Source organism: Gardnerella lacydonensis (assembly GCF_048545055.1).
Classification (GTDB): Bacteria; Actinomycetota; Actinomycetes; order Actinomycetales; family Bifidobacteriaceae; genus Bifidobacterium; species Bifidobacterium vaginale_C.
In genome coordinates, this window is the sequence record NZ_JBKQXT010000002.1 from 280872 (window position 1) to 298256 (window position 17385).

The 17385-nt window shown below is 40.2% G+C and carries 18 protein-coding genes; 4 read left to right on the plus strand and 14 right to left on the minus strand.

The annotated features are described in order from the left end of the window. Positions 1-19: 19 nt before the first annotated feature. Both ppgK and ACJV45_RS03170 read right to left on the minus strand, forming a co-directional pair. Positions 20-790, minus strand: a complete 771-nt coding sequence (gene ppgK / locus ACJV45_RS03165; protein ID WP_004111678.1) for a polyphosphate--glucose phosphotransferase — start codon at positions 788-790, stop codon at positions 20-22. A gap of 180 nt (positions 791-970) precedes the next feature. Beyond that, positions 971-1813 carry an inositol monophosphatase family protein gene (locus ACJV45_RS03170; RefSeq protein ID WP_004111680.1) on the minus strand — a complete coding sequence of 281 codons (843 nt, stop codon included), beginning with the start codon at positions 1811-1813 and terminating at the stop codon, positions 971-973. A gap of 266 nt (positions 1814-2079) precedes the next feature. Here ACJV45_RS03170 and serB point away from each other — a divergent pair, with 266 nt between their 5' ends. Further along, positions 2080-2763 (plus strand): phosphoserine phosphatase SerB, encoded by a 684-nt coding sequence (gene serB / locus ACJV45_RS03175; protein ID WP_415684108.1) that lies wholly within the window; start codon positions 2080-2082, stop codon positions 2761-2763. Between the two features lie 61 nt (positions 2764-2824). Here serB and fmt read toward each other — a convergent pair whose 3' ends face one another. From fmt to hrcA, 3 genes are all read right to left on the minus strand, one after another. Continuing rightward, the gene (fmt, locus tag ACJV45_RS03180; RefSeq protein ID WP_419397633.1) at positions 2825-3805 is read right to left on the minus strand and encodes a methionyl-tRNA formyltransferase; all 981 of its coding nucleotides are present in this window, start codon (positions 3803-3805) and stop codon (positions 2825-2827) included. Positions 3806-3918: 113 nt separating this feature from the next. Further along, positions 3919-5076 (minus strand): DnaJ C-terminal domain-containing protein, encoded by a 1158-nt coding sequence (locus tag ACJV45_RS03185; RefSeq protein WP_419397634.1) that lies wholly within the window; start codon positions 5074-5076, stop codon positions 3919-3921. Positions 5077-5135: 59 nt separating this feature from the next. Beyond that, entirely contained in the window at positions 5136-6152 is a 1017-nt protein-coding gene (gene hrcA / locus ACJV45_RS03190) for a heat-inducible transcriptional repressor HrcA (protein WP_016810515.1), read from the minus strand. A gap of 261 nt (positions 6153-6413) precedes the next feature. On the opposite strand from hrcA, the gene tkt reads away from it, so the two are divergent. Beyond that, positions 6414-8513 (plus strand): transketolase, encoded by a 2100-nt coding sequence (gene tkt, locus ACJV45_RS03195; RefSeq protein WP_004117899.1) that lies wholly within the window; start codon positions 6414-6416, stop codon positions 8511-8513. A gap of 211 nt (positions 8514-8724) precedes the next feature. After that, positions 8725-9828 carry a transaldolase gene (gene tal, locus ACJV45_RS03200; RefSeq protein ID WP_016828836.1) on the plus strand — a complete coding sequence of 368 codons (1104 nt, stop codon included), beginning with the start codon at positions 8725-8727 and terminating at the stop codon, positions 9826-9828. A 76-nt stretch (positions 9829-9904) separates the two neighbouring features. Here tal and ACJV45_RS03205 read toward each other — a convergent pair whose 3' ends face one another. From ACJV45_RS03205 to ACJV45_RS03215, 3 genes are all read right to left on the minus strand, one after another. Then, positions 9905-10447, minus strand: a complete 543-nt coding sequence (locus tag ACJV45_RS03205; protein ID WP_419397635.1) for an ATP-binding protein — start codon at positions 10445-10447, stop codon at positions 9905-9907. A 49-nt stretch (positions 10448-10496) separates the two neighbouring features. Then, positions 10497-10634, minus strand: coding sequence for a hypothetical protein (locus tag ACJV45_RS03210; RefSeq protein WP_419397636.1), 138 nt, complete (start codon positions 10632-10634; stop codon positions 10497-10499). Between the two features lie 359 nt (positions 10635-10993). Next, positions 10994-11719, minus strand: coding sequence for a MerR family transcriptional regulator (locus tag ACJV45_RS03215; RefSeq protein ID WP_116437144.1), 726 nt, complete (start codon positions 11717-11719; stop codon positions 10994-10996). A gap of 265 nt (positions 11720-11984) precedes the next feature. Here ACJV45_RS03215 and ACJV45_RS03220 point away from each other — a divergent pair, with 265 nt between their 5' ends. Further along, positions 11985-12227, plus strand: coding sequence for a type II toxin-antitoxin system Phd/YefM family antitoxin (locus tag ACJV45_RS03220; protein WP_415686337.1), 243 nt, complete (start codon positions 11985-11987; stop codon positions 12225-12227). 178 nt (positions 12228-12405) lie between these two features. On the opposite strand, the gene ACJV45_RS03225 is transcribed toward ACJV45_RS03220, so the two are convergent. From ACJV45_RS03225 to ACJV45_RS06965, 6 genes are all read right to left on the minus strand, one after another. Next, complete coding sequence (locus ACJV45_RS03225) at positions 12406-13023, minus strand: hypothetical protein (RefSeq protein ID WP_419397637.1); 618 nt, start codon at positions 13021-13023, stop codon at positions 12406-12408. Between the two features lie 352 nt (positions 13024-13375). Beyond that, positions 13376-14362: a helix-turn-helix domain-containing protein gene (locus ACJV45_RS03230; protein ID WP_419397638.1), complete on the minus strand. Its 987-nt coding sequence runs from the start codon at positions 14360-14362 to the stop codon at positions 13376-13378. A gap of 373 nt (positions 14363-14735) precedes the next feature. Next, positions 14736-15944, minus strand: coding sequence for an ATP-binding protein (locus ACJV45_RS03235; RefSeq protein ID WP_419397639.1), 1209 nt, complete (start codon positions 15942-15944; stop codon positions 14736-14738). Positions 15945-16505: 561 nt separating this feature from the next. After that, complete coding sequence (locus ACJV45_RS03240) at positions 16506-16757, minus strand: hypothetical protein (protein ID WP_472850109.1); 252 nt, start codon at positions 16755-16757, stop codon at positions 16506-16508. A gap of 67 nt (positions 16758-16824) precedes the next feature. Beyond that, positions 16825-17115: a hypothetical protein gene (locus ACJV45_RS06960; RefSeq protein WP_472850110.1), complete on the minus strand. Its 291-nt coding sequence runs from the start codon at positions 17113-17115 to the stop codon at positions 16825-16827. Next, positions 17106-17369, minus strand: coding sequence for a KilA-N domain-containing protein (locus ACJV45_RS06965; protein ID WP_472850111.1), 264 nt, complete (start codon positions 17367-17369; stop codon positions 17106-17108). The genes ACJV45_RS06960 and ACJV45_RS06965 overlap by 10 nt, the downstream gene beginning before the upstream one ends. Positions 17370-17385: the final 16 nt, after the last annotated feature.

Genomic DNA, 17385 nt, shown 5'->3' on the forward strand with positions numbered 1-17385 from the left:
AATAAAATATCAAAAATCCTTAATTGTTTCTTTGCTGCATTGCATAATAAGCTGCACCGATAATACCAGCTTCATTATGCAAAGACGCAACCACAATAGGCGTCTTAATATCGATATGAGGCAAGAACTTCTCGCTAACACGGCTAACACCGCCGCCAACAACGAACAAGTCTGGGTTAAAGTACTTTTCCATCAAACCATAATACTTAGTAAGACGCTTAGCCCACTTTTTATAACCCATGTCTAACTTTTCGCGAACAGAAGAAGCAGCATACTTTTCTGCATCTCCCTTACCCTTTTCAAGCTGAATATGACCAAGCTCTGTATTAGGAATAAGAGTACCGTTATAAATCAATGCTGTGCCAATTCCAGTGCCTAGCGTAGTAGCAATAACCAAGCCATCTTTATCTTTTGCAGCACCAAAGTGTTGCTCGGCAAGACCAGCAGCATCAGCATCATTCACTACGGTAACAGGACGACCGCAAGCTTCACTGAACACTTCTGTAACATCCACACCAATCCAAGACTGATCGAGATTCGCCATAAACTCAAGCTTCTTTCCAGGCTTAATAGGAGCTGGAAAAGCGATTCCAACAGGAACATCTGCAGGAACATCAAAATGCTCAAGTTGCTGACGAACAATATCTGCAACAGCTTGAGGTGTGGAAACCGCTGGAGTGAGAATCTTATATCGCGGTTCTGCAAACTCGCCTTTTTCCAAATTAACTGGTGCTGCCTTAATACCAGAGCCACCAATATCTACGCCAAATGCTTGTGCAGTGTCAATCATCGTTAACACTCCCCTCTGAATGTCGGACAATGGGATATCATGTTCATTCTACAATATTGCTAAAGCGACACGCTTATATATTGTCTATTTAATGATAACGATTGCATAAATGTTTTTCTCAAAATTAAAGCTTTAATATTAAAAATCATGCAAACAATTGCTAAAATCTTTAACTCTAATTTATCGCAAATAGTTTTGAAGCTCTTTGTTTATTAAACCATTTGAAGCAATAACGTCATTTTCGCGTCTCCAATGAATTGAGTCACCATTCCATTGTCGAACATGCCCCTGTGCTTCTTTAACAACAACGGCACCAGCTGAAACACCTGGAATATCCCACCTATGAAGATGTGGCTCAAAATATGCGTCGTAAGTACCATCTGCCACTTTGCACAAGTCAAGCGAAGCGGGACCAATACGTTTAATATCTGCCGGACATTCTTCCTCAAGCGAAGAAACAACGTCTAAAGCTCTTTTAGATTCACCTGGAATATAAGACATTCCATAGCAAACAACAGAGCCATGCAATGTTGATGTTGTAGAAGGCGTGATTTTCTCTCGCTTCTCTCCGTTAGGAGTTTTACGAATACGAATAGCACCCTGACCCTTAGCAGCCAAATATGTAAGCCCTAAAGCTGGTGCATGAACAACACCAAGAACAGGTCTAGCAGAGCCTTGATCGTTAAACTCAAAAAGTGAAACAGTTAAGGTCCATTCAGCCATGTCGCGGTTAAAGTTAATAGCACCGTCAATATTGCCTACACACCAAAAACGATCACCTGTTTTGCAATCATCTGGTCTATTTCTCCAGAATCCTTGAAAAGTATTTATATAAGTAAGACGGTTTTCAATAAAGCGTACTAGCTTATCTCCAAAAGCTGAATCAGATTGATTAGGATCACCTAGAACCATCATACTTGCCATATCTCTAGGATTAAGCTGATCCTGATATGCATGTTTACCAACATCTTCTAATATTCTAGCAACTTCAAGAGCTACATCCCTTAAATTCATACCTGCCATATTCTTCTCACCCCTCTGTCTAATACAGTTGTTTTCAAATTCTTTAATCTTGTTCTCATAAAATCTGCAACTATTCTACTCAACTAATTAAATTAAACCAAACTTCCACACGCAATATTCCAATAAAATCAATAAACTTTCACATTTGATATAAGTTTTATAGAAAAGTCTTACAACGCAAAACGTATAGCAAACAAATCCTTAAATTTCTTAAACCAGCCTTAAAATTAATTCATAACCTAACATCTCTCTTAGAAGATTGTAACATGACTAAAATACTAGAGTTAAAAAACCGAGGATTAATCAATGCTCCTTCATTGCGAAAACCAGGACTTCTTGTTTTAGATGTTGACGCCACTCTTATTGAAGAAGAAGTGATTGACTTACTAGGAGATATTGCTGGAGTCGGGTCAAATTTAGCATATATAACTTCTAAAGCAATGAAAGGAGAAATTGACTTTGACACATCGCTAAAACTAAGGGTTTCAATGCTAAAAGGACTCGAATGCACTTGTTTTAAAAAAGCTATTGAAAGTATCCACGTAACCAGTGGAGCCAAAAAACTTATAGACACATTACATTCCTTTGGATGGAAAATAGGAGCAGTTTCTGGAGGATTCAATAATGTTTTAGATGATTTGCTGCCAAATCTAAACATAGATTTTTGGGTAGCAAACAATCTAGAAGTAGTAGATTCTAAGCTAAGTGGGAAAGTTATTGAGCCTATAGTAAATCGTCAATATAAAGCAAAAGCATTGATTAATTGGGCGAGAAAAAACAATATTGACATTAGTCAAAGCGTTGCGATTGGAGACGGCGCTAACGATATAGATATGATTAAAACAGCCGAATTAGGCATAGCATTTTGCGCAAAACAATCTTTAAAAACCCAAGCTAAAAAAAGCATAGATACGCGTGACCTAAGCCTAGTTTTAGATCTACTAAACTAAACTTAACTAACTGAATTTATACAAATTTTACTTTGCGTTTTTCAAGATTACACTTATCGCTTTAATCCAAATAGGACTCTTGACTTAAATGCGCTCCTCTTGCCCAATCTGCAGCCTTCATAGCCTTTTTACCTTGCGCTTTAACTTCTAAAAGCTCAAGAACACCACTTGCAGAACCAACCCAAACATTTCGCTTGCCTGCAAAAATCTGCCCAGGCTTAAGCTCGCTTAGATTATGTAATGCAATATCTTCATCTTTTGCCAATGCACAAGAAAGAACATGCAAACTAATGATTTGTGAATCTTCGCAATAAGCGTGAAGATTACACCAAGCTCCAGGATTTGGCGTGCAAGCACGAATCTGTCTATCGATTGCGAATGCTGGAATATCAAAACGAATATGAGCATCCTCAACAGTGATTTTTTGCGCGATTTGGCAAGGTGTAGGATCTTGCTCAACAGGAATAATTTGACCAGATTCCATCCCAATAAGAGCAGAGCAAAGAAGATTTGCACCATCATTGCTTAGTCTCATAAGTAAGTCGCCAGCTGTTTCATGAGCACCAATCTCGGTAGTCATTTGTGCAAGAATAGGTCCTTCATCCATTCCACGCGTAATCTTAAAAACAGTGGCACCTGTAATATCATCTCCAGCCCAAATTGCACGCTGAACAGGAGCTGCCCCTCGCCACTGTGGAAGAAGCGAGAAATGCAAGTTGTACCATCCTAGAGGAAGAGCGTCCAAAACAGATTGTCTAAGAATCTTTCCATAAGCAACCACGGCAGCAAGTTTAGCGCCAGTTGCCTTTAAGGCACTCACGCACTCTTGCTCATTGCTGGGATTAACCTCTAAAACAGGAATTCCAAGTTCAATCGCAGCTTTTTTAACAGCGCTAGGAACAATTTTCCTACCTCTGCCTGTCGGAGCATCAGGTCTCGTAAGAACAGCACGAACATCAAAATGCTCTTTATCTTGAGCTAAAGCACGCAATGGCGCAACAGAAACCTCTGGTGTTCCAGCAAATAAAATAGGTAGCACCATACGTAAACCCCCTTAAAAAATATCTTCATTATTCCTAGCATCTTCAAAAATCATATACTCTCAACAATCGAACAGTAACGAGAATAGTCATGAAAATACTAAGAATTAGCGAATTAGCAGAAAGCATCCTTTAACTTGCTAAAGAACCCTTTGTGATTTGTAGTTGAATCTGGGATAGCACGTTGAACAATAACACTATCTTTTCCATCATGCAATTTTTCAAACTCTTCAATAAGTTTACGCTCTTCATCGCTCAGCTTTGTTGGAATATTAACAAGAATATGAACAACAAGATTTCCGCGTTCTTTAGAGCCTAGAACCGTTACACCTAAATTAGGTACAGAAATAGTATTTTCACTTTGAGAACCAGAAGGGATTTCCACGCTCTTTTTGCCGTCAAAAGTATCTATATCAACTCTATGTCCCAAAACAGCCCAAGTCATTGGAACGTCAATCCAACAATGTAAATCGTTTAGATTCCTAGTAAACTGTTTATCTTCTCGAATATGTACATCAACATACAAGTCACCAGCAGGACCACCACATTCTCCTACTGCTCCTTGCGAAGCAAGTCGCAATCGAGAATTGTCTTTTATACCAGCAGGAATAGTAATCCCAATTTCTCTTGATGTACGAATTCGACCATGTCCATGACAATTTGGGCAAACATTCTTAATGATTGTTCCGTGACCTTCGCATTCTCTACATGGCTCAGATGACATCATTTGACCAAACATTGTTCGAGTAACCCTTTGTACAAAACCAGCGCCCTTGCATTGCGGGCAAGTTATAGGGTCTGATTTATCTGCAGAGCCTTTTCCAGCACAATCTTGACACAAGCCAAAAGTCACTACATGAACCTTAGCATTTCCACCAAATATTACTGTTTTAAGATCAACTTTAACTTCTGTGAGTGAATCTTCACCACGATTCACGCGCGGAATAGGAGAACCCGTACTTGTTCCAAATGATCCAGAGAAGAACTGATTTAAAATATCTCCCATATCCATATTCATATTGGCATATCCGCCAGCGCCAGCACCAGCACCCGATGCCGATAGATTGTTTGGGTCAACACCCATATCTACCATTTTGCGTTTTTCTGGATTAGACAAAACGTCGTATGCAGCATTAACTTCCTTGAATTTGTCTTCAAACTCAGGACCTGCGATATCTGGATGGTACTTTCGACTTAATTTTCTATATGCTTTACGAATCTCATCATCGCTAGCGTTAGAATCAACACCTAAAATTTTGTAGTAGTCAGTCACTTAACTCCCCTTTTACCTTAATAAAATAATTCTTGCATAAGGCACAGCCAGTTATATTTTTATGAATTTTCGGATATAAACGCATTAAGATACTTAGCCACTGCTTTAACCGCAGTCATTGTTGCAGCATAATCCATATGAGTAGGTCCGATTGAACCAATGAATGCGGAATCAGGATCGGAATTATATCCGTAAGCACTCGTCACAACAGAAGCGTTCAAAAGACCAGGCGTGTGAGTTTCTGAACCTATTGCAACACTGACTCCACTTGCACAATCACTTGCCTCCTCACTTAGCGAAGTCATCAAACGCATAATAACAGCTTGCTCTTCTAAAGCATCAAAAAGAGCAGCAAAATCACCAATATTTTGTCTATGTGCAAGCTGGGAGGTTCCAGCCATGTATAATTCGTGTGCTCGATCGCCATCGTACATATCTTCAATAGCATTAGACAATTGTTTAATTATTTGTAGCGAGGAAACTAGATCTTTACGTTCCGACAATGCACACACTTTTTTAGATGCATTCAAAAGCGACAATCCAATGCAATCTTCATTAATCATATTTGTTAAATGCAACAAATCATCTGAATCCACATTGGAAGCCTGAATCATATGTTGCGCTACTCCTCCAGCGTCTGTAATTACTACAACAAGAAGAGTTGATGACGATACTTGAACAATCTCAATTCTTTTTACTTTTGATCTAGATAATGCAGGTGACGCAACAAGAGCAACCTGCCCAGTGATACTTGCAAGAAGACGAGCTGAACGTTGAAGTGTGTCTTGCAAACTTACAGATCCACTTAAGAAACTGCGTATTCCTCTTCTTTGTGCATTAGAAAGTGGTATTAGCGCTGCCATTCCATCAACGAAATATCTGTATCCTTTTTCCGTAGGAATTCGACCAGCAGATGTATGTGGCTGAATTAAATAACCTTCTTCTTCTAGTATTGACATATCGTTGCGAATTGTTGCAGAGCTAACACCTAATTTGTGATTTTTAGCCAAAGACGCTGACCCAACTGGCTCGTGTGAACGAATATAATCTTCAACAACCGCACGGAGTATCATCATGCGACGTGACTGCATTGATCCTCCTTTTATTTAGGTAATGTAACTTTTACTGTCAACTATTATATATTCCAGAATAATATGTGATTAACTATTTTTTGTTATCTTAACAACTAACTATAAATATAAACTTTTGTTAAGTTTTGACACACTTTGTTAGAAATTCGTCTGATATAAAAGATAGGATTAAATGGCAATGTGAGGGTGATGGCCAGCGTAAGCTGTGCGCAAAAAACCCGAATTATTGGAAGGAAAGTAGATCACATGACCGAATTCAACTGGTCTGCATTAGACGAGCGCGCCGTAAAGATGGCGAAGGTTCTCTCGGCTGATGCTGTTGAGCGAGCAGGACACGGACATCCTGGCTCCCCTGTTTCATTGGCACCGATTGCGTACACCTTGTACCAGCACTTCATTAAGCACGATCCAGCTGACCCAAAGTGGGCCGGTCGCGATCGTTTTATTCTTTCTGGCGGCCACGCTTCGCTTACGCAATATGTGCAGCTGTTCTTCTCTGGATACGGCTTGACTCTTGATGATCTCAAGTATTTCCGTGGCGGCGCAGACACGCGTACTCCAGGTCACCCAGAATATGGCTTGACTCCAGGCATTGAAATGACCACTGGTCCTCTTGGACAGGGTCTTGCTTCTGCTGTTGGTTTCGCTTATGGCCAGCGTTTTGAGCGTGGTCTTCTTGATCCAGAAGCTCCAGCTGGCACTTCCCCATTCGATCACAAGGTTTGGGTTATCTGCGGCGAAGGCGACGTTGAGGAAGGCGTTTCTTCTGAAGCTGCTTCCTTGGCTGGAAACCAGAAGCTTGGCAATTTGACCGTAATCTTCGATGCAAACCACATTCAGATTGAAGGCGATACTAAGCTCACCTTCTCCGAGGATATTCTTGCTCGTTACCGTGCATACGGTTGGTACACCGATGAAGTTAGCTTCATTCAGCCAGACGGCTCCTACAAGGAAGACGTTCAGGCTTTGGCTGCAGCTATTGAAAAGGCTCAGGAAGTTACCGATAAGCCTCACTTCATTAAGGTTAACACTTTGATTGCTTGGCCAACCCCAGGCAAGACCAACAATGAAGCTTCCCACGGCTCTAAGCTTGGTGAAGAAGCTGTTAAGGGCTTGAAGGAACTTTGCGGTTTCGATCCAGAAGTTTCGTTCCCAATCGACGAAGAAGCTTTGGCTCATGCTCGCAAGGTTGCAGAGCGCGGCTTGGCTGCTCACAAGGCTTGGGATGAAGCTCTTGCAAAGTGGGCTGCTGCAAACCCAGATAAGGCTGCTCTTTACGAGCGTCTTAAGGCTGGCAAGCTTCCTGAAGGATTCGACAAGGCTATTGACGACTTGGTCGCTGGCTTCGAAGTCGGTTCCAAGGTCGCTACCCGTAAGGCTTCTGGCGCAGTTCTTAACGCAATCGCTGCTGTTATGCCAGAACTTTGGGGCGGTTCCGCTGATTTGGGCGGCTCCAACAACACCAATATTAAGGGCGCTGACTCCTTCGGTCCATCCGAAGACGCAACCCGCACTTGGCCAAACGTTTCCGAGTACGGTCGCCAGCTTCACTTTGGTGTGCGCGAGTTCGCAATGGGTGCTATTACCAACGGCATTTTGCTTGGTTCTGACACTCGCCCATTCAACGGCACATTCTTCCAGTTCTCTGACTACGAGCGTCCAGCAGTTCGCTTGGCTGCTTTGATGGAGATTCCAAATCTCTACGTTTGGACTCACGACTCTGTAGCCTTGGGCGAAGATGGCCCAACTCACCAGCCAATCGAACACTTGGCTGCATTCCGCGCTATTCCTCAGCTTGAGGTTGTACGCCCTGCAGATGAGTATGAGACTGCTGAAGCTTACCGCTACTTCTTCGAGAAGAAGAACAACTACCCAACCGCTATGATTTTGACCCGTCAGGGCGTGCCGACCCTCGCAGAAACTGCTGAGAAGGCTCGCGAAGGCGTAAAGCACGGCGGTTATGTGTTGGTTGACTGCGAAGGCACTCCAGACGTAATCATCATGGCTACTGGCTCTGAAGTTCAGTGGGCTGTTGCTGGCGCCAAGACTTTGGCAGCTGAAGGCATTAAGGCTCGCGTTCTTTCTATGCCATCTCTCGAGTGGTTCGAAGAGCAAGACGAAGAGTACAAGGAAGCAATCTTGCCAAAGTCCGTCAAGGCTCGCGTTTCCATCGAAGCTGGCTTGGCATTGCCTTGGTATAAGTATCTTGGCGATTGCGGCAAGGCTGTTTCTATCGAACAGTACGGCTTGCAGGGTGACGGCGGTCAGAACATGATCGACTTGGGCATTACTGCTGAGCATGTAGTAGAAGCTGCTAAGGCTTCTATCGAAGAAGCTCGCGCTTAAGATAGAAATTAAGCAAAATAAAAACTTGATGTATCAAAATAAAATTGATTCATCACAAAACTCGAAGTGCTAATTTAGCAACTTCACTGGAAACAGCAAAGGCGTGTTGATGTTAAGCTACAGTTGGTTTAGCATCAACCGCTGTTTCCTGTAAAAACGCCAACACTACCAACGTGTTCCAACTGGTGGAGCACAGTGTTAAGGAGATAACATGACTGAAGCAACGCAGCGCACTAGCGATTCCGGCGTTTCTATTTGGTTGGACGATTTGTCCCGTACCCGCATTGAGTCTGGTTCTTTGCAGGATTTGATTGCTAACAAGAATGTTGTTGGTGTTACTACCAACCCATCTATCTTCCAGAAGGCTTTGAGCCAGGTTGGTCCATACGACGCACAGCTTAAGGAACTCGGCAAGGTTGACGTTGAAACCGCTATCCGCGAGTTGACCACCACCGATGTTCGTAACGCAACTGATATCTTCCGCGAGATTGCTGAAAAGACCGATTTCGTTGACGGCCGCGTTTCCATCGAAGTTGACCCACGCTTGGCTCACGATACTGCTAACACTGAGAAGCAGGCTGAAGAGCTTTGGGCAAAGGTTGATCGTCCAAACGTTATGATCAAGATTCCAGCAACTTTGGAAGGTCTTCCAGCTATCACCGCTACCCTTGCTAAGGGTATTTCCGTGAACGTAACCTTGATCTTCTCCCTCGAGCGCTACGAGCAGGTTATCGACGCCTTCATCGAAGGTATCGCTCAGGCTGCAGCTAACGGCCACGACTTGAAGCACATCGGCTCCGTAGCTTCCTTCTTCGTCTCCCGCGTTGATACTGCTGTTGACAAGCTCCTCGAAGCTAACGGTTCTGAAGAAGCTAAGGCTCTTGAAGGCAAGGCTGCTGTTGCTAACGCTCGCTTGGCTTACGAACTCTTCGAGAAGAAGTTCGCAGCTGATCCACGTTGGGCTGAACTTGAGGCCAAGGGCGCTAAGAAGCAGCGTCCACTTTGGGCTTCTACTGGCACCAAGAACGCAGCTTACTCTGATTGCAAGTACGTTGACGAGTTGGTTGCTGAGCATGTTGTTAACACCATGCCAGAGAAGACTTTGAACGCTCTTGCTGATCACGGCAACGGTGCTCCTTCCGTTAAGGGTACTTACGAAGAGAGCCACGCTGTTATGAACAAGCTTGCTGAGCTTGGCATCAACATCAAGGACGTTACCGACAAGCTTGAGGCCGACGGTGTTGCCGCCTTCATCAAGTCTTGGGATTCCGTGATTGCTGACGTACAGTCCGGCATCGATCGCGTAAACGCCTGATTTGATTAATCAGTAATAAATAACAAAAGCCGCACATGCAAGTGGATTGATTCACACATGTGCGGTTTTTGTTTAACTAGCGGTTAAAAACGTAAGTAGTAGACCGACCTTTTCCACAAACTGAAATATCTACTCTACTAACTAGATTAGATAACAATTGCTTAGCTTTGGTGCTACCCACGTTAAGAATATTTTGCACTTGCTCACGCTTTATTGTTCCATGATTATTTACTGCTTCAATAATCTTTTTATAGCAATCGTCAACGCTCATACGTTTGTGCGACTTATTAGAATCTTGTGAAAGTGCATTTGCAGTAAGTCCTGAATTATAAGTATTATTCACTAAATTTGACGAATGAACACTAAGATTCGTTTTGTGATTTTCAGGACTAGATACAATGTTATTCTTATCGCTTACAAAAAATTCAAGAGTAGTACGGTCAGGATTAAAGGACTCGCTTAACCTTGGATGAGGTATCCCAGCCCAATCACATCCAGCTCTCATAGCATCAAATCCGCTTCCTGCACGTTCAACAACAGAAATCAGTGCAAACATTTTAAGCAGTGCGGAATTTCGAGAATCAGAAAAACCTCCAGCCAAAGCCACTTCTATAGGCATACGTAAACACCCAGGGTTTGCAAAAGAAAGCTTAAAACCATCATTTGCGCTATTTGTTTTCTATAGAAGATTGTGAAGAACCGTCAACATCAGTACTCACAGCATCATTATATGTAATAACCGCGTTTCCTCGCATATAATAATCAGCATGAATCAACGTGTTTGCAAGAGCTTCTCTAATTGCCATATGCAACGGGGTATCATCAACTCTTAATGATTGAGAATTAATCAAAAATGGTAATAAATGCGATGATAAATTAACACTAAAGACTACTAAAAACAGTACTTCAATCTGGATTGAGAGAACTCGTAGTATTTATACACTTTTTTGAGTGCACACTATGGATAGTGGGTGCACTTTTTAACGATAGGAAGGGCTATCGTTAAAAAGTTTGAGAATCTATTTTCTACAAAACAATTTTTTATTCTGGTAGAAAATTAAAGCACCTTTTTGCAATAATCCCAAAAGTTAGATTTTTGGTCCAACTTTTGGGAGCACTACATTAGTTAATTAGGTGTTTTTAATCAATAACTCAATTATAAAACTTACTTGCAATAATATTCGATTGCCTTGTTGACAAATACTGATGTCCCTTCGCCTGCAAACGCATCTATATTTTTCGTAAAATCACCACCAGAAGCATACATCTTGCCAAGTCCGGATAAAATCTCATTCGAGCACTTATAGAAATTAGCTGTAATAAATTCCTGCAGTTTCTTTACCAAAGCCTGAACTTCAACTGAATCGCTGTGTTGTGATTTTACCTTGCCAAATTCTGCAAAAATAAGCATGAGTTGTTGATGTAGCATTTTTGTTTCCTCGCTGTTTCTCCTTTTTTCTTTAGCTTCAAATTCCTTGAATTCCGGTGTATCTCCCCAATACTCTTTTGCCTGTTTGGCATACTCATCAATTTTGCTTGTGTCAAATGCTGTAAAGTTCATATAGTTACCTCCTAATGCTTTTAATCCCTTTGCAAGACGAATTAAATTTTCCAAATGCTCTTTTTTCAGGATTAATAATTTGATTTGTTGTTCCAGCGCTAAATCTTTGTCGAAATGCTCACTGGTTATTATTTCTTTAATTTCTTTGAGCGGAAATTCCAAAGCTTTAAACAGCAAAATGGATTGTAGTACCTTTAGATCCTCATCACCATACAACCTATATCCTGACTCCGAATAAGCGGACGGTTTTAACAAACCGATTTTGTCGTAATACTGAAGAGTACGAATACTAATTCCTGCTATCTTACTGACTTCATTCACTGTTTTCACTATCTCACCTCCTTCCTTATCACTAGAATAAAGTATTACGCAACGTCATAGTCAAGTATTTTAGTCAAGTATTTTTTGCTACGTTGCCGTCTAATGCTCAACCTAGGACTGTTGTATTTATACAGCTTCAATCAGCAAACCATGAGTTCCGATTGACACCTATCACATCTTTTCTGAGTTAATAGTTATGATGTGGATTTGAAATACTTAGGATTGATTCATCCTAAAATATAGGGCACAATCCCCTTAAAAGGAGGCTATCGTTATGAATGTAAATACAGATACGCTGATTTCAATTTCTGAAGCCAATCAAAACTTCTCAAAGGTTGCTCGTCTTGTCGATAAATACGGCTCAGCTGTAATACTAAAAAACAACTCTCCGCGCTATGTGATTTTAGAGTTCCCTAAAGCCTATGAGGTTTCTGTTCCAGCTGATGATGATGTCATGGCTTTATCGGATATGTTCATCAAAAAGAATAAAAAAGTCTATGAGAAACTTGCCAAATGAAGAACTGATTGATATTATTCTCAAAGTTGCATCAGGCGAAGCAAATGAAAATGACCTTTACACTTGGATTAAAAACCACCAAGCCTAATACTCCAACATTCCGAAGCATTTTTAGAATATGCCAAACTCTATTTCGTGCGATTGGTCAAAGTAGCGGACATAAAACACCGCAACAATATTACTTCACTACAGCTTTCCCATTCAAGCAATGCACAGCATAGTGAGCACATCCGTCTGTTTTGCGCCCAAGATTATTACAACTAAGATTGACCTTATTCTTATCAGAAACCTCGCTAATACCATTCTCACAAACTACTTCAAGACATGCATCCTTAGGTATTTCTCCTTCTAAAACACTCGTACCATTTAACGTATCCACCATGCAAGAAGCAACAACCTTAACATTATTCGCCACAGCAGAACCATTAAGGCACTTTAGAAAAACATCATTCGCCTGAACATTCCTTGCTTCCACCCTGCCATTATGAACCTCCGCATAAATCTTGTCAGCTTTAATATCCGTTACTAATACTTGATTCGACTCAGCTTCAATCTCACAAAAATAAACACTCTCTGGCAACGAAACAATTACCTCAGGAGTGCCTTTAGCAAGCCAATGCAACCAGTAAAAAGCCGACACTTTTTCTGTTTGAACGAGTTTTATACCATCTTGATTTTCTTCAATCCCAAACACGTCTTTTTCACAATTAACATAACTAATACTAAAAGAATCAGCCCTTCTAACCTTTAAGCTAACATCTTTCGTTTTTGCTACAAACTTCCTACTATTCGCCACTTGAACAACTCCCTTGTTAAATATCGGGTTATAGACCAAAAATCAAAAGACCCGACTTGGTCCGCATTGTTAATAGGCGCGTCGGGTACTGTTATTTACGTATGCTGCACCAATGAGAGTATTTTATTAAATCTTTCAAACTAGCACAAATTTTTTCTTTCTAACAAGATTATTTAGTCTTACACTCACCTTCATGAACACAAACAAATGTCAGAACGAAAACACAAACTATCACAGCACACTAAATATCTTGCCCTTTATGAGTTGATGACATGTATTTCACACACAGCGCTTTCCAATCATCTTCACGAACGCCGCCAAACATCGGAACAAAATCGGCTCCGAAAGTCACTTATTTCTTTCCGAGCCTCCACGCTTTGAGCACTACTTCTATTACTCCGTAAGTCAATGCGGCCAACGGCCAAACAATCCAACTTTTTCCCCAATCGGACGTGATGAAACTGTAGGCTAAATAAATGCAGACAACTATAAGCCAGTAAGCTTGGAGGAATAACCTAATCTTTGCAGGATAGACAATCTTTTTCTTCGGTTGCAGCAAACGGTAATAGGACGAGCGGACAATATTCGCCTGTACGAATAAATAAACAGCTGCTGCCACCAGGGCAATAGCGATAACTACAAAAAAGCCGGATGAAAGTTGATAAAATTCCGGCGCTATATCCGAAATTATAAGAAAAATAAAAGCAACCATACATAAAACGACACCGCTGACCGTCCGCAGAACATACGACGGCATGAACCGTTCCAAGCGTTCTTTGAGCACACTGTCAACACCGTAAGCCGTTTCAAAGTCCTCTTTTTCCAAATATTGATAACGCTTTCCGTGGAAACTCTGAATAATAAAAATAGCTACAGCTACGGTAATAATCGCAACACTAAATGCTAAGCCCAAAGTTTTACCGACTTGCGCATTTACTGTGTGAGAAAGCAAAAGATCACTGCCGACCAACGGGATTGCCGCCAGAATACAAAGAAAAACGCCTAGAGCAACATAGGCGGCAAATGATATTCTGTGAGCAATATAAGCGGAGGCTTCTTCCAGCTCAATTACCCGCATGCGAACGCCGGCTTCTTCCTGGCAGGCATTTTCATCTGCGTTGACGTTCTTCCCCATAACATCAATTTCATCTTTTACCAGAAGATCTGTACTAACACCAAACAAACGGCTCAATGCAATTATCCGTTCCATATCCGGGATACTTTGTGCGCCTTCCCATTTGGAAACAGCTTGGCGACTGACGCCCAATTTTTCCGCAAATTCTTCCTGCGACCAACCGTTTTGCTTACGCAGTTCCAATATTTTATCTGCTAAAATCATAAAAAGATCTCCATTTCAAACTAGAATTCATCATGATTATGGTGAAATTATAGCTGAAACAGCAGTTGCGTAGTAGCAAGTGCGGTTGGCAATTGCCATTGAAAGCGCAATTTCTGCCGACAAATGAGCGCAACCGACCGCCAATTTGTTTTCTCTCATGTTCGCACTGCGCTTTCCAATCATCTTCACTGATGCCGCCAAACATCGGAACAGAATTTCGCCAATCGTCGGAATGAAAACTCGCCAATCGTAGTACTAATATCCCGCCAATTCGCAAGGAAAACTATGAAACATCGCACTTACGCTTTCAAATTAAACCTTTTAATAATAGCCATCGCGAAACATAATCTACATAAGAGCAAAATCAAGCAGATTACGCATTCTCTTCCAGTAGAAAATCTGGTAAATATTTGTGTATAATCCCTTCTTGCGAAAAATTCATTGTATCCATCGACAAAACATATTTAGGATAATTATCCTTAACCAATCGATAAACACCAAATTCCCGGCTACGAGTCTCTTCGCTAGCCATCAAATAAGAGACTTGATAATACTCAGTTTCACCTTGTCTAGTAGCAATGAAATCGATTCCTTGATTATTAATACGACCAACTTGAACCTGAAAACCACGAGACAAAAGCTCAATATAGACAATATTTTCTAGAATACATTCAATTGACGCAACGTTTGAGAAACCTACTGCTTGCCTAAAACCATGATCTGTTACATAATATTTTTCCTCAACCGTCAGTAACTTTTTCCCAACACTGTCATAGCGTGGAACTTTTTTTAGAAGATACGCCGCTTGGCAAAAATTCAAGTAATTCAAAATGGTATCGACTGAAACTTTACGATTTTCGCTAACAAAATATTTTCGTAAACTGTTAGCTGAAAAACTTTGTCCAATATTATCTAAACAAAAAAGTAAAATGCGATTAAATACGTCAACATCTCGGATCGAATTGTATTCAAGTATATCCTTAACAACAACGGTATTATAAATGTCGTTTAAATATCTAAAACTCGGCTCCTCTTCCCCATTAAAATAATGAAGAGGAGGCATACCACCAATTTTGATATATAGCTGAAATAATTCCTGTATGCTTAAATTCAAACTTTGATACAAATTCACGAATTCGCTAAAAGTAAAAGGAAGCACCTCAAAACTTACGTAACGCCCTGCAAGCAAGGTGGCAAGCTCTCCGGACAATAATTTTGAGTTAGAACCAGTCAAATAAATATCGCAATCATAATCAACTCTAAGCGCATTTATAACACGTTCCCAGTGAGAAACTAATTGAATTTCATCAAAGAAAAAATATATTTTACCTTCTATTTGTTGACTACGTTCTGTAATTAATTTCTGCAGATCAAAATCATTTTTCACAGATAAGTATTGAGCTGATTCTAAATTGATATAAATAATACGACTTTGAGGAACGTCTACAAGCAATTCAGATTGAATCATTTTTAACAAAGTGGACTTTCCCACTCGTCTCATACCTGTAATCACCTTCACAATAGGCTTGTCAATAAAAGGTTTGATCTTATTAAGATATTTTTTACGTAATATATATGACATATCCTCACACCTTTCGATTACAGCTTTGCTTACAATTTCGATTATAGTCGATAAATTTATTGTTTTTTATAGTTGTTTCTATTATAAACGAAACAAATTAAAAATTCACCTTTGAGATTGAAGCCGCAGTGTTCTAATAATGGGCGTAAATTTCAAGTTCAACTTTAAAATTACGCTCAAATTGGTTAACTTATCTTCTTATGCAGAAAATGCACGCAGCAAACAAAATAGCCAATCAGTGCTCGTTTAATGCTTCCAACAATATCCATCATAAACGAAGCAATCACCTGCAAATCTTCACCCTCATAATATTCAACAAGCAACTTCTTAAACTCAGGACCTAGACTGTACGCAAGCAGGTGTCATCAAAACGATATATTATTAAGTGCGATTTGCAAAGGAGCACCACTGATTCTGTATGGATTGAGAGAACGGGTAGTATAGCTACACTTTTTTGAGTGCACACTATGGATAGTGGGTGCATCTTTTAACGATAGAAAAAGCTATCGTTAAAAAGTTTGAGATTGGCTTAATAGCTTGATTCTTGAGTGAAAAATATTACTAGTTTTCCTTATAACCTATAGCAACATTACCTGTTTTATCAATACCTGGTACTTTAAGAACATCAGAGCTTGGCTTGTCTTTTAAATCAAATTTTCCAACTAAAAATAAAGCTTTAAGCCCTGAACCAGGTAAATTAAACTGTGAGTCAACTAATTTGATGGGCTTACTGCCAAGAGTGACTTTAGACAAATCATAATGAGAATCAAGAATATCTCGTGACGCAAAGAGATACAGTTCACCTTTATTCATGTAATCGGCTGGTAGGCGATATTCTTCCCGAGACACCGCTACTGTTTCCCAATGATACGACGCAATCTTATTGCAATTTTTTAATTGATTCACTTTCAGACAGTATCCTCATTTGTTCAATAGCTATTGCATTTAATTTCTCCAATCTTTCAGATTGACTCATACCTTCATTTATAAATACCGCATTAAGATTCTCAAGATTAGAAAGGCAAACAAGCTGAGATATATCTGCATAATCTCTAATATTGCCTTTTAAATCCGGATTTTCATCACGCCACTCTTTAGCTGTTATTCCAAATAAAGAAACATTAAGAATATCCGCTTCATTTGCATAAATAAAATTGATTTCTACACCCATTGCTTAACAGATAATATAAAACGGTTAAGTCCTGCTTCATTTTTAATTCCCTCGAATTCGGTGGAATTAAAATTCGTGTTATACATTTCTTCCCAAATACCTAAAAACTCTATTGTATTCTTATTCCTAAGCCACTTTTCAATCAAAGCAGAACCGTTATCAATATTTCTAACCATATCCGTTAAAGAAATATAATCTCTATTGCCAATGGCGATAATGCTGATCTCTGAACCTTCAACATTTATTTTAGACACCTAACTACCTCTCGAT